This window comes from Rhodococcus jostii RHA1, assembly GCF_000014565.1.
Taxonomy (GTDB): Bacteria; Actinomycetota; Actinomycetes; order Mycobacteriales; family Mycobacteriaceae; genus Rhodococcus_F; species Rhodococcus_F jostii_A.
Genome location: NC_008268.1, coordinates 2469405 through 2492451, shown reverse-complemented (window position 1 = coordinate 2492451; position 23047 = coordinate 2469405). Strand labels below are relative to the sequence as shown.

The window sequence follows — 23047 nt, the reverse complement described above, 5'->3', positions numbered from 1 at the left end:
TGAGTCACGAACAAGGGTCATTCCATCACCGATCTCCCTGGAGCAACAGAATGAGTACCGCGTCACTACTCGCAGCGGCCGACAGTGCCGGCCACGACGCGCGGCTGATCACGGCTGCCGTCGTCGGCGTCGCCGTCATCATCGCGCTGATCACCTGGCTCAAACTCCACCCGTTCCTCGCGCTGTCGATCGGCGCCGTCGGCGTCGGTATCGCCGCAGGTCTGGGCGGGCAAGACTCGGTGAAGTCTTTCGTCGAGGGCTTCGGGGCCACGATGGGCAGCGTCGGAATCCTCATCGGATTCGGTGCCATGTTCGGCAAGCTGCTCGCCGATTCCGGTGGCGCCGACCGCGTCGTCGACACCCTCGTCGGACGGGCAGGTCCGCGGACGCTGCCGTGGATGATGGCGCTGGTCGGCGCAGTGATCGGCCTGCCGATGTTCTTCGAGATCGGCCTCGTGCTGCTGATGCCCGTCATCATCCTGGTCGCGCGGCGTTCGGGACTGTCGCTGATGCGGATCGCGATTCCCACGCTGGCAGGTCTGTCGGCCATGCACGGTCTCGTTCCGCCGCACCCCGGGCCCCTGGTCGCGGTGGCGGCCCTGAACGCCAACCTCGGACTCACCCTCGCGCTCGGCGTCCTCGTCGCGATCCCCACCGTCGTCATCGCCGGACCGCTGTTCAGCAAGCTGGCGGCACGCTGGGTGGACGTCCCCGTCCCCGAGCTCTACGTGACCGTCGAAGACCGGGAAGGCGCCGAGGCTGCCGCCGAGCGTCGCCGGCCCAGCTTCGCGGCCACCCTGTCCGCGATCCTGCTGCCTGTCGTCCTGATGCTGGGCAAGGCGATCGCCGACGTCATCGCCGCCGACTCGGAGTCGCCCGCGAAGGCGCTGCTCGACTTCCTCGGTACACCGGTCGTGGCCCTCGGGCTCGCGGTGCTCGCCGGGATGGCGCTTCTCGGCCGCGGTGGCGGCATGGACCGCAAGGCCATCGCCGTCTCGCTGGAGAGTTCGCTGCCCCCGATCGCCGGAATCCTCCTCATCGTCGGCGCCGGCGGCGGATTCAAGCAGGTCCTGATCGACACCGGCATCGCCGATGTGATCGCCGACGCGATCAAGGACAGCGCCCTGCCCGTTCTGTTCCTCGCCTGGCTCGTGGCCGTGCTCATCCGCGTCGCCACCGGATCGGCCACCGTCGCGACGGTCACCGCGTCCGGCATCCTCGCGCCCGTCGCCGCCGAACTGACCTCGACGCACGTGTCGCTGATGGTGCTGGCGATCGGCTCCGGCTCGCTGTTCCTGTCGCACGTCAACGACGCGGGATTCTGGCTGGTGAAGGAATACCTCGGCGTCACGGTGGTACAGAACCTGAAGACGTGGACGGTGATGGAATGCATCATCTCCGTCACCGGTCTCGCCGGGGTCCTCGCACTGAGCGTATTCATCTAAAGGGGGCTGAGAAATGTCGAGTGAGGTTGGTGAGATGCACGTGAGTACGCGCGAACCTGCAGGACGCACGCCGCAGACCGTAGACCCGGTCCTGGTGCTCATGGGGGTGTCGGGGTCCGGGAAGTCGACGGTCGCGGGAATCATCGCCGGCGCCATGGGCTGGGACCTGCAGGAGGGAGACGCCCTGCACCCACCCGCGAATGTCGCGAAGATGGCGTCGGGGCAGCCGTTGACCGACGAGGACCGCTGGCCGTGGCTCGATGTCGTCGCGGGGTGGATTCGGGAACACACCGAGAACGGTCTTCCCGGGGTCATCACCTGCTCGGCGCTGAAGCGCAGCTACCGCGACGTGTTGCGGGGCGACAACGTCGTCTTCGTGCATCTCGCCGGGTCGCGGGCGCAGATCGGGGAACGGCTGACCGCCCGGCTCGACCACTTCATGCCCCCGTCGTTGCTGGACACACAGATCTCGACGCTCGAACCGATCGAACCGGACGAGGATGCGATCGTGGTGGACGTGGGCGGATCGCCCACCCAGGTGGCGACCGAGATCATCGCTCGGCTGGAGCAGCGACTGGGTCGGTGAACCTCGGGCAATCGGACGAAATCGGTCGAAGTCGCTCGGCAACGGGCGACTTCGACTTACCGTGGCGGGGGGTCTCGGGGAGCGGACGTGAGGAGTTTCGGGTGCGTTTCTCTCCGGATCGCCCTAGGGTGTCCACTTGGCTGGACAAGCGTCCGATACAACGGAGGGCAGTATGCGAACGCGTGAATCGATCGTGTGGCACTGGGATGTCAGTCGCCGGGCGCGCATGACGTTCTGGTTTGCCAGGGCTTTCGTCAAACCGCTGTTCACGATATGGCCGACTACGGACCGCGGCATCGAACTGCTGGCGACCCTCGACGAGCTCATCGACCGGCTTCCCAAGCCGAAGGGCCTCGACATCGAGGCGATCTCGCTCGGCGGGGTGCCGTGCGAGAAGATCACCCATCCGCGCCCCACGATCATGTCGATGGACGGCGCCACCATCCTCTACTTCCACGGCGGCGGATTCGTGTTCTGCGGGCTCGCCACCCACCGGGCACTATGCGGACTGCTCGCCGCACGTTCGGGTGCGCCCGTCGTCTCGGTCGAGTACCGGCAACTTCCCAAGGGTGCGATCGGTGCGTCGCTGGTGGACGCCATGACCGCGTACACCGAGGTGCTGAAGGTCTGCGACGACCCCAGCAGGGTGATCGTCGCGGGGGACTCGGCGGGCGGATATCTCGCGATGAAGGTCGCGGAAGTTGCAGCGTTGCGGGGCCTCACCCGCCCGGCGGCCGTCATCGGGTACTCCCCGCTGCTCAACCTCGACCTCGAGGATCACGACCCCGATTTCATGAAACGCGACGCGTACCTGCCGATGTCGCAGGTGGCCAAGCTGAAGGATCGCTGGCTGGCCGGGCCCGATCAGATTCCGGGCGCCCAGTCTCCGGTGAACGCGGATCCGGCGCTGTTCCCGCCGGTCTTCCTCACCGCCGCCGAATACGAGATCATGCGGCCCGACGTCGAGATCATCACGGACAGGTTCGATCGGGAGGGGCGGCAGATCGAGACCCACATCTGGAGTGGGCAGATCCACGCGTTCCCGGTGATCGGCAAGGTGCTGCGGGAGAGTCGCACGATTATCGGACTCACCGTCGACTTCGCGTCCCGCGCGCTCACGGACTCGAAGCGGCACTCGGCCTGAACGACGTGAACGGCAGAACGGGTGGGCCTGTGCCCACCCGTTCTGCCGTTCGGGCCTCACGCGGGGTTGAGCACCCTGCGCAGCAGCGGTGACAGCGTGATCAGCAGTCCCAGCAACGCGACTCCCGTGACGAGTACGAGGCCGGAGTGGAACTGGTGGAACCCGGTGCCACTGATACCCGTGGCCGTGTGCGAGCCGGCGGTGACGAGTGCGGTGGTGAGTGCCAGCACGAGTGCGGCACCGACCTGCGCGGACGTCTGCACGAGGCCCGACGCCAACCCCTGCTCGGAGTCGTCGACGCCCGACGTGGCCTGGGCCATGATCGACGTGAAGCCCAGTGCGAAACCGACGCCCAGCAGCAGCACGCTCGGCAGGATCGCGACCGCGTAGTGGGGCTGGTCGCTCCCTGCGAAGAGGAACCACAGGTAGCCCAGGCTCAACGAGGTCAGTGCCGCGATGATCATGCGTGCCGTGCCGAACGCGTCGATCAGGCGCCCGACGAACGGCGATCCGAAGGCCACGATGATGCCGGCGGGCAGGAGGCCCAGCGCCATCTCCAGTGGCGACCATCCGAGCGCCGACTGCAGGAAGATGGTCATCATGAACTGGAAGCTCAGGTAGGAGCCGAACAGTGCGACGATGCTGAGGTTCGCCCGCACGATCGAGCCGACGCGGAGGATGCTCAGACGCACCAACGGGTGCGCCACCCGGTTCTCCACGACGAAGAACGACGCCAGCAGGGCCGCGGCCAGTGCGAACGAGCCCAGCGTGAGCGGATCGGCCCAGCCGCGGGCCGGTGCCGACACCACGGTGTAGACGGCGAGCAGCATTCCCGACACCAGCGTGGCGGCGCCCACGATGTCGTGTCCGCCGTTGTCGGCGGCGCGGTCGCGGGGGATCAGGACGGCGCCCGCGACCAGGGCGAGGACCGCGAAAGGCACCGGCATCAGGAAGGTCCAGCGCCACCCGGCGCTGGTCAGCAGTCCGCCCAGGATCAGGCCGGACGAGTAGCCGCTGGCTCCGAAGACGGAGAAGATCGACAGCGCCCGGTTGCGGGCGGGCCCCTCCTTGAACGTGGTGGTGAGGATGGACATCGCGGTCGGTGCGGTGAACGCCGCGGCGAGTCCTTTCACGAAGCGGCTCGCGATCAGCAGCGTGCCGTTGTCGACGAGTCCGCCGACCAGGGACGCGATCGCGAACACGGTGAGTGCGATGAGGAAGACCCGGCGGCGGCCGAGGAGGTCGGCAGTGCGTCCGCCCAGCAGCAGCAGACCACCGAATCCGAGTACGTATCCGTTGATGATCCATTGGAGCGAGGTGGTGGACAGCCCCAGCTCGGTTCCGATGGAGGGCAACGCAACACCCACCATCGAGACGTCGAGACCGTCGAGGAACATGACGAGGCACAGCACGGCCAGGACGCCCCAGAGGCGGGGTGTCCAGGCCTGGTCGGTCGACGGGGTCGCGGTGGCGCCCGACGAGATGGCGAGGTCCGGGGTGGCGTCGCTGATAGTCACAGGGAGAATGTAGATGCACGTGCAATCAATGCGCAAGCACTAATTTCGTTTGCATTTAATTCGCTTGCACCTTTTGCGTACGCGCGCTAGGGTGCGGGACATGAGCTCTGAAGCAGACCTGCGCGGCACGTGGCGGCTGCTCGCGAGCAGATACAACTCCATCGCCTGCGAGTTGGATCGTGAGATGCAACACGCCCACGGCCTGAGCATGAGCGATTTCGAGACGCTCGATCGACTCATGGACGCCACCTGCGAGCGACCCAGGATGCAGGACCTCGCGGCCGAGATGTACCTCAGCCCCAGCGCCCTGTCCCGGAGCGTGGCCCGGCTGGAAAAGGCGGGCCTGGTCGCGAGGGCGCTGTGCGAGGCGGACCGGCGAGGCGTGTTCGTCGACGTCACCGACGCCGGCCGTGAGGTGCACGCCGACGCCAAGAAGATTCAGGTGGGCGTGCTCACCGAAAAGCTTTCGGACGCAACCTGACCCGTCAGGTCAGCGAGGTGGGTGTCGCATAGTCGTCATACGGGAACTCGCCGTCGACGACAGCGGTCACCACGGTGTTCTCGAGCGTGATCGCCCCTCCGTGATTGTCCAGGAACGCGGTGTCCGCGGCGTCGCGACCTGTCGCGATCCGCAGGAGTGCCGAACGCGGAGCCAGTCGGGTCGCGTCGACCACACGCCATTCGTCATCGACGAACGCCTCGACGACAGCATGGAAGTCCATCGGATCGCACCCCGGCGCATACACGGCCACCAGCCTCGCCGGAATGGTGACGGCCCGCAGAAGCGCCACCGTGAGGTGGGCGAAGTCACGGCACACGCCCGCCCCGGACAGCATCGTGTCGACGGCGCTGTCGGTGGATCTGCTCGAACCCGCCTGGTACAGCAGTCGCGATCCCACCCACGAGGTGATGTCCTGCAGTAGTTCCGGCTGCGGCTTGGACAGATTGAATTCGCCGCCGGTGAAACCGAAGAACTTGTCCGCCTCCGCATATCGGCTCGGGCGCAGATACTTCGACAGGTCGTAGTCGGTGACCGGAGGCGAATCGGCCTTACCCACAACCGAAGCCGAGTACTCGACGCGCAGCGAGCCGGGAGCACTGTCCAGGAGGTGGACACGAGTACCGTGCTCCGCCACCATCTCTCGTGCCTCGACACGGTTACCGTCGAGGGTGAACGTCAACGATTCCGACAACTCCGAACCCGGGGTCCGGGCCACCGCGATCTTGAATTCGAGACTGGTGGCGTCGGTGACCTCGATATCGAGAGTGGCGCTGACGTGACGTTTCATCAGCCCATCCTGGCATCCATCGTCCACGGGTGCAGAACACCCCCGACGAAGTCAGGCCTGCACGCGCGGCCGCAACCACTCGACGAGGTCGTCGAGTACCTCCTCGTTCTCCGGTTCGTTGAACACCTCGTGGAACAGGTTTTCGTAGATCTCCACCGTGAGATCCTCCGAACCGACGTACTCCGCGATCAGTTCCGTGCCGTGCACACTCGCGAGTCCGTCGTCCTGGCCGTGCTGGAGAAGCAGGGGAATCGTCAGCGACGGCAGACGTTCCGGCAACCGTTCGGCGGCGAGGATCATCCCGCGCGCAATCCCGGCAGGCACCTTCCCGTGGTGGACGAGGGGATCCTCCTCGTAGGCCGACACGACCGCAGGATCGCGGGAGACCAACTTCGCGTCGAGCGACTCGACGGGCACTCCGGGAAGGAAGCGACCCACCAGCTTGCCGATCTCCACCACGATGCGCGGCGTGCCGCTCGTCACGTCGACCGCAGGCCCGGACAGCATGAGTGCCTTCAGGTCCTGCTGGTGGTCGAGTGCGTAGGTCAGCGCGATGGAACCGCCCATGCTGTGCCCGAGGAGAAACCGGTCGGTGCCGGGCCAGTCCGTCGACGCGATGCCGAACAACTGGTGCAGGTCGTCGGTGAACTCGGTCCAGTCCTTCAGATGGACCCGTTTGCCGCCCGACCGCCCGTGCCCACGGTGGTCGGGCGCGTAGATCGCGAGGTCGAGTTCCCCGAGCCGTTCGATCACATGGTCGTACCGCCGGGCATGCTCGCCGAAGCCGTGGCACAGAACCAGCACGCCGCGCGGGCGCCGCTCGGGGAGCCACACGTCGTAGACGATGGGAATTCCGCCGACGCCGGCGAAGGATGATTCTCGATGCTGCATGATGCCCCTTCGTGGTCCGAATTCGACGACTCAGATCATTGCACGGTGAGGTACCCCGACACGCGACAAACTAGGGTATCGGTCCCGTCGACAACAGGTCGATCACGGCGCGCGACGTGCGCCACCGCAGCCACCCGCGCGGTCCGTCCTCGCCGAGCGCGGCGCGGTCTCCGAACGGGACGTGCCCGGCCCCGGGCGGAAGACCAGCTGCTGATGGAGTTGCGCCGTCCCGCCGTTGACGGCGCCACCCACGAGATTCGCGTCGGCCGCCTCGAGATCCGACGGGCGCTGGACGACCCGTCCGACGACCCGCTCCGAGAAACCCGGTGCATGCGCCTCGAGGACCTCGTCGACTCGTGCGGCCAGCAGGTCGGCGGACGCGTCGTCGGTGATGTCGCGCGGTAGATGCGTATACGCCCAGGCGCTTTCGGTGCCCTCCGCCGACCTGGGGGATCCGCGGTCGTCATCTGTCCGAACAGCAGGAACGGGCTGGCCTGGACGGTGCCGGTGGTCAGGTCGGCCATCCAGCGGACGAGTCCGTTGTCGTCGGCACCCAGGTAGACGGTGCCCGCACCGCTCAGGCTGGGCGAACGCCACGGAATCTTCTGCGACAAGGCGTAATTGACCTTCAGGACGGGCGTGTCCCACTCGAAGTGCTCGAGGTCGGCCCGCACGCAGGCGGGGACGGCGTGGTCCGGAAGCAGCGACCCGTACAGTGCGGGCGCAGAGACGTCGGCGATCACCGCCCGACGTGCCGTGTAGCGGACACCCGACGCCGTCCGCACCCCCACGGCGCGACCCGATCGAACGTCGATCCCGGTCACGGCGTCGCCGAGTGGAAGTGCGCGCCCGCGTCCTCGGCGCGCCGACCACGCGGCACCGTCACCAGGTTGACGGCGTTCGAGGTCGGCGGCCGTGTCCGCGGGGTCAGGATGGATCACCGGCGCGTCCTCGCCGGCGGCCGAGCGGGCTTGCCCGAGCGCGCGGGGCGCGTGACTCCAGCGCAGTCCGTGCGACTCGAGATCGAGACCGCGGAGCACCGGCGACACGGTGGACAGGGGATGGAACACGCTGAACAGGTCCGACGTGAATCCGGGGACGAGTTCCGCCGACCTCACCGCACCGCCGGGCGTCGGCTGCGCCTCCACTGACCGCCACATCCCAGCCCGCATCTGCCAGGGTCGCGGCCGCGACGAGTCCGTTGGGACCGGATCCGATGACCACTGCGTCGACGTTGTTCACCCGACCAGGCTGTCAGGAAAGGCGGCGCTCCGCTCAGAGGGACGAGGGCGTGAACGTCACCGGCATGTGCTTGAGCCCGTTGATGAAGTTGGAGCGCAGGCGCTGCGCCGGTGCGGTCTGTTCCATATCGGGCATGCGACGCAGAATCTCGCTCAGCATCACCTTCATCTCCGCGCGAGCAAGGTTGGCGCCGAGGCAGAAATGGTGACCGCCGCCGCCGAACGCAATGTGCTGGGAGTAGTGGCCGGTGGGTCGGTCGATGTCGAACGTGTAGGGGTCGTCGAACACCGCCTCGTCCCGGTTCCCCGACATGTGCCAGATGACCACCCGGTCGCCCTCGGAGATCTCGACGTCGTGCAGCACGGTGTCCGTGGTTGCTGTCCGGCGGAACTGCATGACCGGTGTGGCCCAGCGCAACCCCTCCTCGATCAGAGCGTCGAGCTTGGACGGATCTTCGAGCACCTTCCTGCGCTCCTCGGGATGCTCCATCAGCGCCAACTGGGTGTGTGAGATGGCGTTGCGGGTAGTCTCGTTACCCGCGACCGCGAGGAGCATGAAGAACATGTTGAAATCCAGTTCGCCCAGCTTCTCGCCGTGCACATCGGCCTGGATGAGAGCTGTCGCGATGTCGTCGCGGGGGTGTTTCTTGCGGTCCTCGAACATCTCCAGGCTGTACGCGAACATCTGGGCCGCCGCCGCGCGTTCCTGACCGTCCTCGAGATGGAATTCCGGATCGGACGAGCCGATCATCTGATTCGTCAGGTCGAAGATCAGCTTGCGATCCTCCTGAGGCACGCCCAGGAAATCGGCGATCGCCTGAAGCGGGAGTTCGGACGCGACATCGACGACGAAGTCGCACTCGCCGCGCTCGATCACCGCGTCGACGATGGTCGTGGCCCGCCGCGCGAGAATCTCGTGCAGTTGGCCGATGCGGCGGGGCGTGAAACCTTTGCTCACGATCTTCCGCAGCGCCGTGTGGTCCGGTGGGTCCATGTTCAGCATCATCAACTGCTGGCCCGCCAGGTCGTCCGGGCTCAGGTCGTCGATGTAGGTGGCGCCCCGCCACGACGAATAGGTCTCGGCGTCCCGGTTCACCGTCACGATGTCGGCGTGCCGGGTAACGCACCAGAACGGGTCGCCGCGCTCGTCGAGGTGCCGGTAGACCGGGGCCTCCCGCCGCAACACGGCGAACATCTCGTGGGGCACGCCCTTCGCGAAGGTGTCCGGGTTGTAGAGATCGACGTCGGCGAGCTGCACTGTCCCTCCTGAGGCCTCACGTACGAGAATACGTTCTAGTCCTGGAGGATGTGGAACAACGAAAAACGGCTCCGGAGAATTGAATCTCCGGAGCCGTTTCCACTGGTAGCGGGGACAGGATTTGAACCTGCGACCTCTGGGTTATGAGCCCAGCGAGCTACCGAGCTGCTCCACCCCGCGTTGCATTGACAACACTACACCCTTCCCGGAGTGCTCTTGACCAACCCCGGGGAGGGCTAGGTCACATCAGCCGGAACTGGACCATTTCGATGGCGTTCTCGATCGCCTCGGACACCTCCCGCAGGCGTTCGTCCGCGCCCGCAGCCGCGAGGATCTGCAGGCGGTCGGCGTCCCCCATCGGAATGTAGGTGGCGATCTCGTAGAGCCTCGTGCCGAGCGACCCGCGGAAACCGCCGATGACGGGAACGTCGGGCGGAACGTTGCCGGTTTCCGTCGCGAGACGGCGGAGGAGGCCGTACAGGAATTCGAGTCTCTCGATGAGGGAGGGGAATTCGTAGTCCGCTGTCTGGGTGCCGGTGTTCTCGTCCGGCCACACATCGACCTCGGCGATCGGATACGGGTTGTCGGGCAACCACTTCGACACCTTGATCCGTTCCTCCGTGCGGCAGAACAGCTCGTACCGCCCCTCGCCGATCGACGCGTGCGACTCGATCCGCGCGATAGTGCCGACATCGTGGCGGATGTCGCCGCCGCCCACCTCGTTGCCGCGGGCAATGAGAACGACACCGAAGCGGGGACCGTCCGGTGCGTCCAGGCAGTCGCGGACCAGCTCCTGGTAGCGGGGTTCGAAGACGTGGAGGGGGAGCTGCTGACCGGGCAGCATCGTCGAGCCCAGCGGGAACATGGGAAGCAGAGTCATCAGGGGATTCTCAATCGGGGTACGGGCGTCGCCGGCAGCGGGTCGACGCGATCGATCTCGTCCGTGAGGTGTTCCGACCACGTCAGGAGGCCGGCGATGTCGAGGCCGTGCGGCGCCTCCACCTCGTAATGCCGGATCCGGTCGTGGCCTTGGCGCAGCAGTGACCGCGCGCCCGTCTTGTTGCCCCGCATCAGATGGGTGAGACCCACCGCGAGCTGGGCGAGCCCCTGCCACAGTTCCCGCTCGTCCTCGGGGGCGATCTTCCACGTACCCTCGAGGATCTCGTGTGCATGGAACGGCATGCCGTGGTCGAGGAGCCGCTGAGCCTCGGTGATCGCCTCGTCGGGCGGTAACCGCAGGTCGTCGGGGATACGCGGTACACCCTCGGCGTCGTGCGGCAGGGGTCGGCCGAGTTCATCGCGGGGGCGTGCGTTGAGGGGTTTCCCCGTCCCGTCCCTGTCCCGATCGGTCATGGGACAAGGGTAACGCTCAGTTGCGGGTCGGCGAAGGGTTGGCGAGGGCCGCCGACACGCGTTTCGACAGCTCGTCGCGAACCAACCGGACTGTCGCGGACCGCAGGTGAACACGGTCGTCCTGGTGATAGAGGTACCGGCCGTCCGCTTCGACGTCGATCCACGTCAGTTCACCCAGAACGGGCTCGTCGAGCCCGCTGCGAGCACCCCGGATGCAGATGTATCCGATTCCGGTCCGCGGTCGGCCCACGATCCTTCGCAGGAGAGTGCCGTCGGAGGCTCGGGCGTTCTGCAGGACGGAAGTACCGCTGCTTCGGTTCTCGAGGTCGTCGGGGTGCGCGGTCAGGGACGGGGTCCGTCCGGGCGCGCAGCCGGGCAGGTCTTTCAGGAGTTGGGTGGTCAGCCAGTCGACGCCCTCGGTACCTGCGTCGATCCGGATGTCGCCGCGGCCCGGTGCCCCGCGCAGCTGTTCGGCGACGACGGCGACCCGGCCACGGATGCTGCCCCTCCGGCGAAGCCCCGAGTCGAGTTCGGGGGAGGGGGCGAACACCGTGATGGACAGGTGCGGGTCCCGGAGCGCCTGGATCGCGGCAATCATTTTCGGTTCGTCGAGCGCAGTCCGCCACTGCTCCAGCTCGCGTTGCTGGACGGCATACTGGTCTTCCGTCGTGGCCGCGGACCGGTACTGCAGCGGGTACGGCATCCGGTCGAGATCGGTTGCCTCCCAAAGGCACATGAATTGGGCTGACGTCAGCCGCCAGTTCATGCGCCGATCACCGGGGGTGCGACGGGGTCGAGTGTGCCGATCAGTTCGTTGCCGTTGTCGACGGTGATCAGGTAGCTCGGCGTCTGATGCTCCGTGTCACCATCGCCGTTGCCGCCTGCTCGGCCGGGTGCACCCATCATCCCGGGTGCCATACCCATTCCGGGTCGACTCATGCTCGGTTTCACCGGAGTCGCCGCGGCAGCAGCGGCAGCCGCTCCTGCGCCGGTCGCGGCACCACCGGACAGGATCGGGCCACCCGGAACCACACCGCTCGAGGTGGACTCGAAATCGCGCTTGTCATTCTTCCGGCGCGCGCTCGACGCCGAACCCCCGACACCCGATCCGCCGGCACCGGACCGTGAACCTCCGACGAGTCCGCCGCCATAACCCGCGGCGCCCGCGCCCGTACCCGACTGCGAACCCGCGCCGGCCGCATTCTGCGCATTCGCGGCCGCAGTCTGTGCGGCCGAGCCGGATCCAGCCCCGGCGCCCTGATTGGCAGCGGCTTCGGCATTCGCCGCCGACGTGGCCGCGGCATCATCCACTGCGGAATCCCCGTCCGCGGGGTTCTCCCCGTCCGCCGACGAATCGCCCTCGCCCCAAGCGGAAGAAGTATTGCTGTCGGCTGTGCCCCAGGGGTTCGAACCGGGACTGCCTGAGCTCGGCACAGTGACATTCGGGTCGACGGAATCGATCTTGCCGTTGGGTGAGTGTGGTGCCGGGAGGACCGGCACGTTCGTGCCGACGTCCTGGTAGTTCGGGACGTAGATGTTCTGCAGCTTCCGAATGGCCTCTTCCCTCGTCGCATCCCGCGCTGCTTCCTGTGCTTCGGCGGCGGTGGGTGTCAGGGGGAGAAGGCTCAGCGGTTGCTCAGACGTCGGTGCTGGAATGCTGTTTTTCACATCCTGCGCAGCACTGCTGAGAATGTCGAGCTTCACGCCAATTGCTTGAACCCCCGAGGTCAATTGGTCACTCGCGCCCGCAAGGGTATCCGTCGCCGCGAGCGCCGCGTCGGCGGCAGCGCCCTCCCACTTTTCGGCAATCGTGTTCTTGAGCAGGGCAAACCCGAACCCGATAGGTAGGGAGCCGACGATGGCATGGCAAGCTTGAGCGAGATCCCCGATGATGCTCGGATCCATATCCTGAGTCTTCGCATAAATATCCGAGTGCTGCCAGCCCTCGAAGCTCTCCATCGCGGTGATATAAGGCGGATCGATCGCATCCGATCCAAGTTGCTCCGCCGACCTCTGCAGCTTGCTGCGGTGTTGATCGCCGGCGCCATTCGGCAGCACGGCATCGAAGAAGGGAGCGAGCGGGTCCTTCGGTGCCATGGTCAGGCCCCCTTCGGAATGAGCGGCTCAATGATGCGGGCGGTGTCCTCCAGCCCCGCGCACCACTCGGCCTCAGGCGCGTCAACTCCGTGCCCTTGGAAAACACTGCGGTCAAGAATGAGCACTCCATACGAGGTTTCGATCGAGACTGCGCACGCGTTTGGTTTGTTGGCTTCCCATTTTAAAAGCGCTGGCCGCCCATTAATCTCGGTCGGGGTTGCGTATTCATTGGTTTTCTCTCGCTCCTCGGCGAAGGAGATATTTCCTGACAGAACATTCAAACCGTAGCGGCGTTGCTGCGTGTCGTAACTGCATCCGAGGAACGTGTAAGAATCAGGTGTGAAGTCGACGTTTATTTCGCTCGTGGGATCGTATCCAGCCGTTACCAGCGTTTCATCCGGGACGTCTAGGCAAGGGTCGAACGACACTGGTGGGCGATCGGACTGATCTACATGCCTGGGTATACGTGTTGTTGGGGTAGATGCACTATCGGGGCTCGATTGGCCGTCCGCTGGATGCGAACCGCACCCAGCTAAGAAGGCGAGTGCCAATACCGACCCTGTGCATGCGATGACACGGCTCATCGATTGACTTCCCCTTCAATTGTGCCCAAGGCGTGGCTAATCGCGCTATCGGCATCTGCGAACTCCTCGCCACCCGCGATGAATGTGTCGCGCATTACTTCGATAACTTTCCGAAACTGGTCCAGGCGCTCGACTACCGAGCCAGACCCGTTGCCCCCGTTCAGCTTCTCCTCATATCGCGATTGCAGCTGAATCGCGGAGTCGAAGCCGCCGAAGCCTGTGACGTTGCTTAGCGCTCTGGACTTCTTGAGCGCGTCATCGAGCTGCTCAATCATCGTGTTGCAGATGCCCACGCATCGTTGGATTGCGTCATCTTCCAGACGCAGTGTTTTGCTCATCCCCATCCCCCCAGTACTCGACAGGACCCCCACGGCCGCGTGCGGAGATGCTACCGCACAGGTGTGTCACTCGGTCTAGTGCGCAGCGCCCCGATGTTCAGGCCGCGTGGAGGTATTCGATGAGGATGCGTTCCACTGGTGAGCTGATCTGAACCTCACGGAGCGGCAACGGTTTCGGTAGTGGTGGTTCGGTTGATCGGTACCGATGTCCGGTGGGGGTGCAGATCTCGATTTTGTGCAGTCCGCCGGGCAGTTGGTGGGGCCTGGCGTTCCATCCTGCGCCTTGTTTGGCGTAGTTGCAGGCCGCGCACAGGCCGGCGCCGTTGTGTGCGGTGGTCGGGCCCTCGTATTCGCGGGGTTGGATGTGGTCGTGATGCCGGATCGGCGCATCGCACCATGGTGTCCGGCACGTTCGATCGCGCAGATCGATCATCCTCGCCAACCCGGCGGGGAAGCGGCGGGCCTGGGACTCGGTTGCGGTCAGGGCTCCGGAGTGCGGGTTCGCGTACAGGCGGCGCAGAGTCACCCGTGCCTCGTTCCCGGTTTCCGGATCGATCGTGGCCTGGACTGCCTCATGTATCCAGTGCCCTGCCAGTGCCGCGGGGACGGGACCGTACCCCTGCACGTAGGCGGGTTCGGACCCTCGGTCGAGGAGCGCGCGGTCGGAGATCACGAGGTTGACGGTGATCGGAGGTGCCGTCGCGGTGTGGGGCGCGCCGGTCACTCGGGAGACGAGGAGGTCGGCCATGATCTGCGACCGCGTGCGCTCGTCACCGGCGGCGAGGATGGAATCGGCGTCACGGGTGAGAGTCGCGTGCACCGCGACCCCTTGTGCCACCGGCAGTAGGGCGCTGACGTACGCCATGGTGTCCGGTGCGGGACGGGAGGTAACCCTCCTGTCCGATACCGCCTTGCGGGCCCGTCGCACCATGGCCTCGGCGTCGACTTCGGCGGCGGCCGCGCGAACTTTCGCGCACACCGCCTGGTCGCCGAGCCCGTCCAATGTTGCCGGGTCGGCGCACAGCAGGTAATCGAGTGCGGTGCGGTCTTCTCGGGTGAGGCACGCGGTTTCGCGGACGAGGATCGTTGCCCGCCACTCGCTGAGGACCCCTCGTTCGAGCAGTGCCAAGGTGCGGGGCATCTCGTGGACAAGAGCGGTGGCCATGCCGAGATGACGGCCACCTCGAAACGGTGAGTCCCGTCGCGCCAACGCCACCTGGTTGGCGATACCGCGCCCTCGATGTGCGACCGGCACTTGGCGGTCTGCTCGTGCGGTGCGGATGGAGGCGTCGAGGTCTGCGGTCACCCGGGCTTGCACGCCCGCACAGGCGGCTTTCACCTCTTCGAGTGTGCGAAGTACGTCGATGCGCGTCGCATCGTCGATATCCAGGTCGAGTTTCGGCAATTCGGCCAGAAACGCGTTCACCGCTGCTGAATCCACCCCGACCCCCCGGCTGCCGTCGATTCCCCCGAATCGAACGTATGTGCCCCTCCTTACGTTTGTGTGGGCAGTTTTACCTCGATTCCGCCGAGATTGAGATAGATCATCGCCGTGAGTGATTTTGCTGAATGATGACCGTAACCGCGGGCATTGATCAGTCTGATCTTCGAGTTGATCCCCTCGATAAGGGCATTGGATATCCCCAACTCGATTGCTGCACAGATTTGCTCGGATTTCTTGTCGATCATGCGCGCCAGTTGTACGAACGCATCGATCCCGCAGGACCGCGCTTCTTCGATCCACCGCCGTAGATACCGTGCAGCGTTCCGGGGCGCGATCTTGCGGTAGAGATCGCGGAACTGCTCCTTCAGACGCCACGCTGTCCCGACCTCGGTATCGGCTGCGGTCACCGTCCGCAGCAACGACTTGTGTTTCTTGGTGAGCCGATTCTTACCGAGCCGCAACACTGTGCGAGCTTGACGCCATTCCGGGGCTTGCATCGACAAGGTCCGGCGAACAGACGCCGCGTCGGAGAACACACGATCCAATGCTCGGTTCACCCACTGCATCACGTGAAAGGGGTCCATACACTGACGAGCCCGCGGGACGTGATCCTCTGCGGCGGCTCGGAAGGCGGGAGAGCCGTCCATCGACACCACCTGCACCTTGTCGCGCTCCTTCGCCGACTGTTGCTCGAAGAACTCCGAAAACGAGTCTCGGCCTCGGCCCTCGGTGATGTAGACGACCTTGCCGGTGTCGTGATCGCCGACGATGGTGAGGTACTTGTGCGGATGTCGGTAGCAGATTTCGTCGACTCCGATTCGATACAAATTCTCGAGCCTGCGCGAGTCGATCAACGCATCGACCGCCCGCGTGACGATGGAGGTGACCGTTCGCCATGCACAGCGCATCAAGGTCGACACCGAGGTCCGATCGGTGCGGGTGACCAACCACAGCACCATGTCCTCGAAGTCGCGTGTATGCCGTGCTGTCGGACGCGCCCACGGAATGTCCTCGGTCCGGACGCCGCAGGTCGGGCACTCGATCCGTCGGATCGGATACTTCAACCACACCTTGTGGCGGCCGAAGTCGAGATGGCGCCAGCGCCGCGGCGCGTGGTCGTAGGCTGCGGCGCTCGTGTAGCCGCATGGGCACTTCACACGGCGTGCTGCGAGCCTGAGGGTGACCTCGACGGAGTCGTCTGTGATCGACACATCCGACACCGATGCACCGGGGATTTGAAGCAGACGGTTAAATGCAGTACTGACGCGCACGTGTAGCGGTCCTCCGGGTTGAGGTTGGTGTAGGAACCCCGAAATCTAGAGACCCAACACGTGCGCGTCCCTCATTTCACCGGCAACTCGCCGACCACTGCGTCCAACAACACAACCCACCCTGAACAGCAGAAATGACGCCCACACAAACCTCAGGAGCGCCACGTATGTTCTACATTAGCCGACCCCACGGGACCTTGGCAATACCTAGCCGGCACCCACCATGCGCATGGCGAGGTCGGCGTAGAGGTCTGCGACGGCCTCGGGCTCGGTGTAGGCGCCGGCCGGGAACCAGCGGCAGATGTCGACGCACAGAGACATGAGGGCGAGGGTGACGCCTTCGCCGTCGGGGACCGTGAATTCGCCGGATGCGGCCCCTGCGTCGACGACGGCGCGGACGATGTGGGTGATGTCGCGGCGCAGTTTGACCACGTCGCGGTAGTGCTCGGGCGTGAGGGCGTTGAGTTCGTACTGCACGACGCGAGCCTGTGCGTGGTGCGTGGCCTGCCAGCTCGCGAATGCGCCGATCAGCGCCTGCAGCCTGATGGAGGGCGCCTCGTCGGGGAGGTCTGCACTCACGACAACGTCGAGCGCTGCGGTGTGGCCTTCGTAACTGATCGCGAAGAGCAGCTCTTCCTTGGATCGGTAGTGCGGGTACATCGCGGCGGGGCTCATCTCGAGGCGGGCGGCGATCTCGCGGGTGGTGGTGCCCCCGTAACCGCTGGTCGCGAACGCGTCGACGGCTGCGGCGCGGATGCGGGCGGCAGCCTTGGAAGGGCTGATCACCTGGTTCGGTGATTCGCTCATGTCTTTCTCCATCCTCGGCTGCGCGGCTGTTGACAATACCGCGCCGCACCCTCAGTATAAGCAAGCGCTTAGAAAATAAGCACACGCTTACATGCTGGAAAGCGTGGACACAGTCAGCTGGATTTCGACAAAGGAGCGGTCATGCGACGCACCCTGTACGGCCCCGATCACGAGGCATTCCGCGAATCGGCCCGGGAGTTCGTGAACCGCAACCTCCTGCCGGTGGCCGACAAGCTCATCGAGCAACGCTTCATCGACCGCGAGATCTGGCTCGAAGCGGGCCGCAACGGATTCCTCGGCCTCGAGGTCCCCGAGGCATACGGCGGAAGCGAGGCCGGCGACTACCGGTTCAATGCGGTTCTCGCCGAGGAGCTTTCGCGGGCAAGTGCCGCCGTGTCGTCGAGCTTCGGCATTCACGCCGACGTCGTTGCGCCGTACCTCGTGCAGCTCACGACCGAGGAGCAGAAGCAGCGTTGGCTACCCAAGTTCTGCACCGGTGAACTGCTCACCGCGATCGGCATGACCGAGCCTTCCGGTGGTTCCGACCTCGCCTCGCTCAAGACCACTGCGGTCAAGGACGGCGACGACTGGATCATCAACGGTTCCAAGACGTTCATCACCAACGGCTACAACGCCGACCTGGTGATCGTCGCGGCGCGCACCAGTCCCGAGAAGAAGTCCAAGGGCATCACCCTGTTCGCCGTCGAGACGGGCATGGAGGGCTTCGAGCGCGGCCGCAAGCTCGACAAGGTCGGCCAGCACGAGTCGGACACCGCCGAGCTGTTCTTCGAGAACGTGCGTGTGCCGTCGACGAACATCATCGGTGAGATCGACCGCGGATTCATCCACATGATGGAGATGCTGCCGCAGGAGCGTGTCGGCGCCGCCGTCTCGAACATCGCGCACGCCGCGCCGATCCTCGAGGAGACGATCCAGTACGCCAAGGACCGCAAGGCATTCGGCCAGCCAATCGGCTCGCTCCAGTGGAACAAGTTCCTCCTCGCGGACCTTGTCACCCGTGTCGAGGTCACCCAGGCCTACGTCGACAACTGCGTCGCCGCACACGCCGACGGTGAGCTCACCGCAGTGGACGCCGCCAAGGCGAAGTGGTGGACTGCTCAGGTGCAGAACGAGGTCCTCGACCACTGCGTGCAGCTGCACGGTGGCTACGGATTCATGACCGAGTACCGTGCCGCCCGTGCATGGATGGACGCCCGTGTCACCAAGATCTGGGCCGGTTCCAACGAGATCATGAAGGAACTGATCGGTCGCGACCTCGGCCTCTGAAACCGTACCCCGTAGCCCGACGACAAAGGAGTCGCTTCGTATGTCCGTTCTCGACAAGTTCAGCTTGACCGATCGGGTGGTCGTCGTGACCGGTGCGTCGTCGGGTCTCGGGGTGGCGTTCGCGCAGGCCGCGGCGGAGGCCGGCGCCGATGTGGTGCTGGCGGCGCGCCGCACCGACCGTCTCGAGAAGACCGCCGAACTGGTGCGGGCCGCCGGACGTCAGGCGCTGTGCGTTGCGACGGATATCGCAGACCCGGCTCAGGCGCAGAACATGATCGACGCGGCCATGGAGAAGTTCGGCCGGGTGGACGTGCTCGTCAACAATGCCGGCGTCGGTACGGCAGTCCCCGCGACGCGGGAGACGCCGGAGCAGTTCCGGCAGGTCGTCGACATCAACCTGAACGGTTCCTACTGGGCCGCGCAGGCGGCGGGGAAGGTCATGAAGCCGGGCAGCGCGATCGTGAACATCGCGAGCGTGCTCGGTCTCACCACCGCGGGACTTCCGCAGGCCGCGTACGCCGCGAGCAAGGCCGGGGTCATCGGTCTCACCCGCGACCTGGCGCAGCAGTGGGGTGCCCGCAAGGGCATCCGGGTGAATGCGATCGCTCCCGGATTCTTCGAGACGGAGATGACGGACCAGTACCAGGACGGGTACCTCGAATCGATGAAATCGCGGCTCGTTCTCGGTCGCCTCGGTGACCCGGAGGAGCTCGCCGCGACCGTCGTCTGGCTCGCTTCGGACGCTGCCGCGTACGTCACCGGTCAGACGATCGCGGTGGACGGCGGCATCACCATCACCTGAGCGTCGGGTTGGGCGGGGCTGCGGTGCTGGCGTATAAGTAGGAAATGACCACGCGCACCGTCCATGAAGAGTGGGACGACCAGCCCGCCCCGTCGATGGCGGCCACCGATCTGTTGCGGGAGCCTCCGGCGACACCGCGTGGTGCACGCACGCGCGCGGCGTTGGTGGCGGCCGCGCGGACGGTGTTCGAGCGGTCCGGGTACCTCGATGCCCGGCTCACCGACATCACGAAGGAAGCCAACTGCTCGACGGGGTCGTTCTACACCTACTTCGACAATAAGGAGCAGGTGTTCGCCGCTGTGCTCGAGGTGGCGCAGGAAGACATGATGCACCCGGGCATGAAGCGGGTGCAGGACACCGACGACCCGTACGCCGTCCTGGAGGCGAGTAACCGCGCCTACCTGGAGGCCTACCGGCGTAACGCCAAGCTGATGGGGCTGCTCGAGCAGGTCGCGCACATCGACCCGGCGTTCGCGGACCTGCGGCGTCAGCGGGCCGACGCGTTCATCGCGCGGAACGCGCGGGGCATCGCGGAACTGCAGGCGCGGGGCATCGCCGACAAGGAACTCGACCCGATGCTGGCGTCGCGTGCGTTGTCGGGGATGGTCAGCCGGTTGGCCTACAACGTGTTCGTGGCCAGCGTGAATGGGACCGACGGCACTCCCGTCGACTTCGACGACGTCGTGTTCACCACGACGCGCATCTGGGCAAACGGGCTGAGGTTCCCCGAGCGGAGCTGAGCGCCACCCGACGGCGTGAGGGCGTGGGGCACCCAGGTCAACGAAACTGAATCCGACACCGGATTCAGGTGATTTCTGTGGAAGACTGGGATCACATCCGTGTCCCCTCGAGGAGGAATCTCGTGCAGGTTGCGCAGAAGGTCGCCATCGTCACCGGTGGCGGAGGTGGAATCGGCGGCGCACTCGCGGAGCGGCTCGCCGCCGAGGGGGCCAGGGTCGTCGTCACCGATCTCGATGCCGCATCGGCCCAGGCAGTGTCGGACCGGATCAACGCGACGCGTCCAGGGGCCTCGATCGCCCGCGGTGCCGACGCGTCCGACGACGCACAGATCGGCTCGGTCATCGACGCTGCGGAGAAGGCTTTCGGCGCCGTCGACCTCTACTTCGCCAATGCGGGCGTCGCGGCGGGGGAGGATCTCGAACCCGACGACGCGGTGTGGGACCTCGCCCTCGACGTGAACGTCCGAGCGCACATCCGGGCGGCACGCCGGCTGGTCCCCGGCTGGATCGAGCGCGGCGAGGGGTACTTCGTCAGCACGGCCTCGGCCGCCGGGCTACTCACCCAGATCGGTTCCGCCCCCTACTCGGTGACCAAACATGCGGCCGTCGGATTCGCCGAATGGCTGTCCGTCACGTACGGCGACAAGGGCGTCCGTGTCAGCTGCCTGTGCCCGATGGGCGTCAACACCAAGCTGCTCACCGACGACGCCGCCCTGTCGGCCACTGCCGCACGCGCCGTCACCACCGCGGGTACGGTTCTCGAAGCGTCCGAGGTGGCCGAATGTGTGCTCGCCGCAATGGAAGCCGAACAGTTCCTGATCCTTCCGCACCCCGAAGTGCTGGAGATGTACCGGCACAAGGGCGCCGACTACGACCGATGGATCCGGGGAATGCGCCGCTACCAGGCCTCGCTCCTCGCCCAGCCGTCCTGACCCGACCGCACGAGGAGCCCGCATGTCGCTGTTCGACCTATCCGATCGCGCCCAGCAGTTGCAGACCGATCTGCTGGAGTTCATGGATTCGCATGTGTATCCGGCGGAGGCGGTGTACGAGGAGCAGATGCGGGAGTCGGGGGATCCGCATTTCCAGCCGCCGGTGTTGGAGGAGTTGAAGGCGGAGGCGCGGCGGCGGGGGTTGTGGAATCTGTTTCATCCGCATCCGGGGACGGGTGCGGGGTTGACGAATCTCGAGTATGCGCCGTTGGCGGAGATCATGGGGCGCAGTCATATTGCGTCGGAGGCGTGCAATTGTAATGCGCCGGATACGGGCAATATGGAGGTGCTGGAGTTGTTCGGTACGGCCGAGCACAAGGAGAAGTATCTGACGCCGTTGCTGGAGGGGACGATGGCGTCGGCGTTCGCGATGACGGAGCCGGCGGTGGCGAGTTCGGATGCGACGAATGTGGAGTTGTCGATGGTCCGGGACGGTGACGAGTATGTGCTGAACGGGCGGAAGTGGTTTGCGTCGAATGCGTTGCATCGTAATTGCCGGGTGTTGATCGTGATGGGGAAGACGGATCCGTCGGCGGCGCCGCATCGGCAGCAGTCGATGATGGTGGTGCCGATCGATGCGCCGGGGGTGACGGTGATGCGGGGGTTGCCGGTGTTCGGGTATCAGGATCGTGAGGGGCATGCGGAGATCGATTTCGCGGATGTGCGGGTTCCGGTCGAGGATGTGCTGAAGGGGGAGGGGGAGGGTTTCGCGATTTCGCAGGCGCGCCTGGGTCCGGGTCGGATTCACCATTGCATGCGGGCGATCGGGATGGCGGAGCGGGCGTTGGAGTTGATGTGTCGTCGGGCGTCGTCGCGGGTGACGTTCGGTAAGCCGGTCAGTGAGAATGCGAATGTTCAGGATTGGATTGCGGAGGCGCGGATCGAGATCGAGATGATTCGGTTGTTGACGCTGAAGGCGGCGTATCTGATGGATACGGTGGGGAACAAGGAGGCGCGGACGGAGATCGCGGCGATCAAGGTGGCGGCTCCGAATATTGCGCTCGAGATTGTGGATCGGGCGATTCAGGTGCACGGTGGGGCCGGCGTGACCGACGACTTCCCCCTCGCCATGATGTACGCCCATCTGAGGGCATTGCGTCTCGCGGACGGACCGGACGAGGTCCACAAGATGTCCATCGCGAGAAGAGAACTGCGTAAATACCGCACGAAGACCGAGAACAACCAGCATGGAGGAAACAAGTGAGCCAGGAACGTAGAACCGCCATCGTCACCGGATCGGCCCGGGGAATCGGCGCCGCCGTCGCGAAGCGGCTGGCCGAGGACGGCTACGCGGTCGCCGTCCTCGACCTCGACGAGTCCGCATGTGCCGGCACCGTCGACGCGATCACGTCCGCCGGCGGAAAAGCGCTGGCCGTGGGCGCGAATGTCGCCGACGAGGAGTCGGTCGCTGCGGCAGTCGAGCGGGTGGCGACCGAACTGGGCGCCCCGACGATCCTGATCAACAACGCCGGGATCACCCGCGACAACCTGCTGTTCAAGATGACCGTCGACGACTGGGACGCCGTGATGAACGTGCACCTGCGTGGTGCGTTCCTGATGTCGCGGGCCGTGCAGAAGTACATGGTGGACGCCAAGTTCGGGCGCATCGTGAACCTTTCGAGCACCTCGGCGCTCGGTAACCGCGGGCAGGTCAACTACTCCGCCGCCAAGGCGGGCATGCAGGGCTTCACCAAGACGCTGGCATTCGAGCTCGGCAAGTTCGGTGTCACCGCGAACGCGATCGCGCCCGGCTTCATCGAGACCGAGATGACCGCCGCGACCGCCGAGCGGGTGGGTGTCGGATTCGAGGACTTCAAGAAGGCCGCGGCGTCGCAGATCCCCGTGAACCGCGTCGGGCAGCCCGAGGACATCGCGCACACCGCATCGTTCTTCGTGAGCGAGGGCGCCGGATTCGTGTCGGGTCAGGTCGTCTACGTCGCCGGTGGACCGAAGGACTGATC

The 23047-nt window shown here is 65.6% G+C and carries 23 protein-coding genes, 1 tRNA gene and 1 pseudogene; 10 read left to right on the top strand and 15 right to left on the bottom strand.

Annotated elements, in window-relative coordinates; all coding sequences use genetic code 11:
* Nucleotides 1–50: 50 nt before the first annotated feature.
* The 3 genes from RHA1_RS11545 to RHA1_RS11535 all read left to right on the top strand — a co-directional run bounded on the left by RHA1_RS11545 (nucleotide 51) and on the right by RHA1_RS11535 (nucleotide 3175).
* On the top strand, nucleotides 51–1445 hold the full coding sequence (locus RHA1_RS11545) for a GntP family permease (RefSeq protein WP_009475026.1): 1395 nt from the start codon (nucleotides 51–53) through the stop codon (nucleotides 1443–1445).
* A gap of 34 nt (nucleotides 1446–1479) precedes the next feature.
* Nucleotides 1480–2031 carry a gluconokinase gene (locus RHA1_RS11540; RefSeq protein ID WP_009475025.1) on the top strand — a complete coding sequence of 184 codons (552 nt, stop codon included), beginning with the start codon at nucleotides 1480–1482 and terminating at the stop codon, nucleotides 2029–2031.
* 172 nt (nucleotides 2032–2203) lie between these two features.
* Nucleotides 2204–3175, top strand: a complete 972-nt coding sequence (locus RHA1_RS11535; RefSeq protein ID WP_009475024.1) for an alpha/beta hydrolase — start codon at nucleotides 2204–2206, stop codon at nucleotides 3173–3175.
* A 56-nt stretch (nucleotides 3176–3231) separates the two neighbouring features.
* Here the strand turns inward: RHA1_RS11535 and RHA1_RS11530 are convergent, their stop codons facing one another.
* Nucleotides 3232–4728: an MFS transporter gene (locus RHA1_RS11530; RefSeq protein WP_011595117.1), complete on the bottom strand. Its 1497-nt coding sequence runs from the start codon at nucleotides 4726–4728 to the stop codon at nucleotides 3232–3234.
* Nucleotides 4729–4792: 64 nt separating this feature from the next.
* On the opposite strand from RHA1_RS11530, the gene RHA1_RS11525 reads away from it, so the two are divergent.
* Nucleotides 4793–5173 carry a MarR family winged helix-turn-helix transcriptional regulator gene (locus tag RHA1_RS11525; RefSeq protein WP_011595116.1) on the top strand — a complete coding sequence of 127 codons (381 nt, stop codon included), beginning with the start codon at nucleotides 4793–4795 and terminating at the stop codon, nucleotides 5171–5173.
* A 4-nt stretch (nucleotides 5174–5177) separates the two neighbouring features.
* Here RHA1_RS11525 and RHA1_RS11520 read toward each other — a convergent pair whose 3' ends face one another.
* The 14 genes and pseudogenes from RHA1_RS11520 to RHA1_RS11455 form a co-directional block, all read right to left on the bottom strand.
* The gene (locus RHA1_RS11520; protein WP_011595115.1) at nucleotides 5178–5981 is read right to left on the bottom strand and encodes a transglutaminase-like domain-containing protein; all 804 of its coding nucleotides are present in this window, start codon (nucleotides 5979–5981) and stop codon (nucleotides 5178–5180) included.
* A 51-nt stretch (nucleotides 5982–6032) separates the two neighbouring features.
* Entirely contained in the window at nucleotides 6033–6872 is an 840-nt protein-coding gene (locus RHA1_RS11515; RefSeq protein WP_009475020.1) for an alpha/beta hydrolase, read from the bottom strand.
* 162 nt (nucleotides 6873–7034) lie between these two features.
* Nucleotides 7035–8114, bottom strand: a pseudogene (locus RHA1_RS11510) (phytoene desaturase family protein); the annotation flags it as partial.
* Nucleotides 8115–8147: 33 nt separating this feature from the next.
* Nucleotides 8148–9371: a cytochrome P450 gene (locus tag RHA1_RS11505; protein WP_011595113.1), complete on the bottom strand. Its 1224-nt coding sequence runs from the start codon at nucleotides 9369–9371 to the stop codon at nucleotides 8148–8150.
* A 103-nt stretch (nucleotides 9372–9474) separates the two neighbouring features.
* Nucleotides 9475–9551 (bottom strand) — tRNA-Met (locus tag RHA1_RS11500).
* 61 nt (nucleotides 9552–9612) lie between these two features.
* Complete coding sequence (locus RHA1_RS11495) at nucleotides 9613–10251, bottom strand: LON peptidase substrate-binding domain-containing protein (RefSeq protein WP_009475017.1); 639 nt, start codon at nucleotides 10249–10251, stop codon at nucleotides 9613–9615.
* Nucleotides 10251–10724: a DUF309 domain-containing protein gene (locus tag RHA1_RS11490; protein WP_007297214.1), complete on the bottom strand. Its 474-nt coding sequence runs from the start codon at nucleotides 10722–10724 to the stop codon at nucleotides 10251–10253. The genes RHA1_RS11495 and RHA1_RS11490 overlap by 1 nt, the downstream gene beginning before the upstream one ends.
* Nucleotides 10725–10740: 16 nt before the next feature.
* Nucleotides 10741–11490 (bottom strand): ESX secretion-associated protein EspG, encoded by a 750-nt coding sequence (locus RHA1_RS11485; RefSeq protein WP_011595112.1) that lies wholly within the window; start codon nucleotides 11488–11490, stop codon nucleotides 10741–10743.
* Nucleotides 11487–12821 (bottom strand): hypothetical protein, encoded by a 1335-nt coding sequence (locus RHA1_RS11480; RefSeq protein WP_011595111.1) that lies wholly within the window; start codon nucleotides 12819–12821, stop codon nucleotides 11487–11489. The genes RHA1_RS11485 and RHA1_RS11480 overlap by 4 nt, the downstream gene beginning before the upstream one ends.
* Before the next feature lie 2 nt (nucleotides 12822–12823).
* Nucleotides 12824–13405 carry a DUF3558 domain-containing protein gene (locus RHA1_RS11475; RefSeq protein WP_011595110.1) on the bottom strand — a complete coding sequence of 194 codons (582 nt, stop codon included), beginning with the start codon at nucleotides 13403–13405 and terminating at the stop codon, nucleotides 12824–12826.
* Nucleotides 13402–13743, bottom strand: coding sequence for a hypothetical protein (locus RHA1_RS11470; protein ID WP_237726868.1), 342 nt, complete (start codon nucleotides 13741–13743; stop codon nucleotides 13402–13404). The genes RHA1_RS11475 and RHA1_RS11470 overlap by 4 nt, the downstream gene beginning before the upstream one ends.
* A gap of 97 nt (nucleotides 13744–13840) precedes the next feature.
* A complete protein-coding gene (locus RHA1_RS11465) occupies nucleotides 13841–15184 on the bottom strand; it encodes an HNH endonuclease (protein WP_041811351.1) in 1344 nt (447 codons plus the stop codon).
* Between the two features lie 53 nt (nucleotides 15185–15237).
* On the bottom strand, nucleotides 15238–16458 hold the full coding sequence (locus tag RHA1_RS11460; RefSeq protein ID WP_011593348.1) for an ISL3 family transposase: 1221 nt from the start codon (nucleotides 16456–16458) through the stop codon (nucleotides 15238–15240).
* 207 nt (nucleotides 16459–16665) lie between these two features.
* A complete protein-coding gene (locus RHA1_RS11455; protein ID WP_009475011.1) occupies nucleotides 16666–17265 on the bottom strand; it encodes a TetR/AcrR family transcriptional regulator in 600 nt (199 codons plus the stop codon).
* A 141-nt stretch (nucleotides 17266–17406) separates the two neighbouring features.
* Between RHA1_RS11455 and RHA1_RS11450 the strand changes: the two genes are divergently transcribed.
* The 6 genes from RHA1_RS11450 to fabG all read left to right on the top strand — a co-directional run bounded on the left by RHA1_RS11450 (nucleotide 17407) and on the right by fabG (nucleotide 23045).
* A complete protein-coding gene (locus RHA1_RS11450; protein ID WP_005251441.1) occupies nucleotides 17407–18552 on the top strand; it encodes an acyl-CoA dehydrogenase family protein in 1146 nt (381 codons plus the stop codon).
* 40 nt (nucleotides 18553–18592) lie between these two features.
* The gene (locus tag RHA1_RS11445; protein ID WP_005251443.1) at nucleotides 18593–19354 is read left to right on the top strand and encodes an SDR family NAD(P)-dependent oxidoreductase; all 762 of its coding nucleotides are present in this window, start codon (nucleotides 18593–18595) and stop codon (nucleotides 19352–19354) included.
* A 44-nt stretch (nucleotides 19355–19398) separates the two neighbouring features.
* Nucleotides 19399–20094, top strand: a complete 696-nt coding sequence (locus RHA1_RS11440) for a TetR/AcrR family transcriptional regulator (RefSeq protein WP_005569496.1) — start codon at nucleotides 19399–19401, stop codon at nucleotides 20092–20094.
* Nucleotides 20095–20216: 122 nt separating this feature from the next.
* Nucleotides 20217–21026, top strand: coding sequence for an SDR family oxidoreductase (locus tag RHA1_RS11435; protein ID WP_009475010.1), 810 nt, complete (start codon nucleotides 20217–20219; stop codon nucleotides 21024–21026).
* Between the two features lie 22 nt (nucleotides 21027–21048).
* Complete coding sequence (locus RHA1_RS11430; RefSeq protein ID WP_011595105.1) at nucleotides 21049–22290, top strand: acyl-CoA dehydrogenase family protein; 1242 nt, start codon at nucleotides 21049–21051, stop codon at nucleotides 22288–22290.
* On the top strand, nucleotides 22287–23045 hold the full coding sequence (gene fabG, locus RHA1_RS11425; protein ID WP_009475008.1) for a 3-oxoacyl-ACP reductase FabG: 759 nt from the start codon (nucleotides 22287–22289) through the stop codon (nucleotides 23043–23045). Before RHA1_RS11430 ends, fabG begins: the two co-directional genes overlap by 4 nt.
* Nucleotides 23046–23047 lie beyond the last annotated feature (2 nt).

What these genes read in the sequence shown, in the direction of transcription:
- RHA1_RS11545 (WP_009475026.1), top strand. Translation starts at nt 51, where the DNA reads ATGAGTACCGCGTCACTACTCGCAGCGGCCGACAGTGCCGGCCACGAC.
- RHA1_RS11540 (WP_009475025.1), top strand. Translation starts at nt 1,480, where the DNA reads ATGCACGTGAGTACGCGCGAACCTGCAGGACGCACGCCGCAGACCGTA.
- RHA1_RS11535 (WP_009475024.1), top strand. Translation starts at nt 2,204, where the DNA reads ATGCGAACGCGTGAATCGATCGTGTGGCACTGGGATGTCAGTCGCCGG.
- RHA1_RS11525 (WP_011595116.1), top strand. Translation starts at nt 4,793, where the DNA reads ATGAGCTCTGAAGCAGACCTGCGCGGCACGTGGCGGCTGCTCGCGAGC.
- RHA1_RS11520 (WP_011595115.1), bottom strand. Translation starts at nt 5,981, where the DNA reads ATGAAACGTCACGTCAGCGCCACTCTCGATATCGAGGTCACCGACGCC.
- RHA1_RS11515 (WP_009475020.1), bottom strand. Translation starts at nt 6,872, where the DNA reads ATGCAGCATCGAGAATCATCCTTCGCCGGCGTCGGCGGAATTCCCATC.
- RHA1_RS11495 (WP_009475017.1), bottom strand. Translation starts at nt 10,251, where the DNA reads ATGACTCTGCTTCCCATGTTCCCGCTGGGCTCGACGATGCTGCCCGGT.
- RHA1_RS11490 (WP_007297214.1), bottom strand. Translation starts at nt 10,724, where the DNA reads ATGACCGATCGGGACAGGGACGGGACGGGGAAACCCCTCAACGCACGC.
- RHA1_RS11485 (WP_011595112.1), bottom strand. Translation starts at nt 11,490, where the DNA reads ATGAACTGGCGGCTGACGTCAGCCCAATTCATGTGCCTTTGGGAGGCA.
- RHA1_RS11480 (WP_011595111.1), bottom strand. Translation starts at nt 12,821, where the DNA reads ATGGCACCGAAGGACCCGCTCGCTCCCTTCTTCGATGCCGTGCTGCCG.
- RHA1_RS11475 (WP_011595110.1), bottom strand. Translation starts at nt 13,405, where the DNA reads ATGAGCCGTGTCATCGCATGCACAGGGTCGGTATTGGCACTCGCCTTC.
- RHA1_RS11470 (WP_237726868.1), bottom strand. Translation starts at nt 13,743, where the DNA reads ATGAGCAAAACACTGCGTCTGGAAGATGACGCAATCCAACGATGCGTG.
- RHA1_RS11455 (WP_009475011.1), bottom strand. Translation starts at nt 17,265, where the DNA reads ATGAGCGAATCACCGAACCAGGTGATCAGCCCTTCCAAGGCTGCCGCC.
- RHA1_RS11450 (WP_005251441.1), top strand. Translation starts at nt 17,407, where the DNA reads ATGCGACGCACCCTGTACGGCCCCGATCACGAGGCATTCCGCGAATCG.
- RHA1_RS11445 (WP_005251443.1), top strand. Translation starts at nt 18,593, where the DNA reads ATGTCCGTTCTCGACAAGTTCAGCTTGACCGATCGGGTGGTCGTCGTG.
- RHA1_RS11440 (WP_005569496.1), top strand. Translation starts at nt 19,399, where the DNA reads ATGACCACGCGCACCGTCCATGAAGAGTGGGACGACCAGCCCGCCCCG.
- RHA1_RS11430 (WP_011595105.1), top strand. Translation starts at nt 21,049, where the DNA reads ATGTCGCTGTTCGACCTATCCGATCGCGCCCAGCAGTTGCAGACCGAT.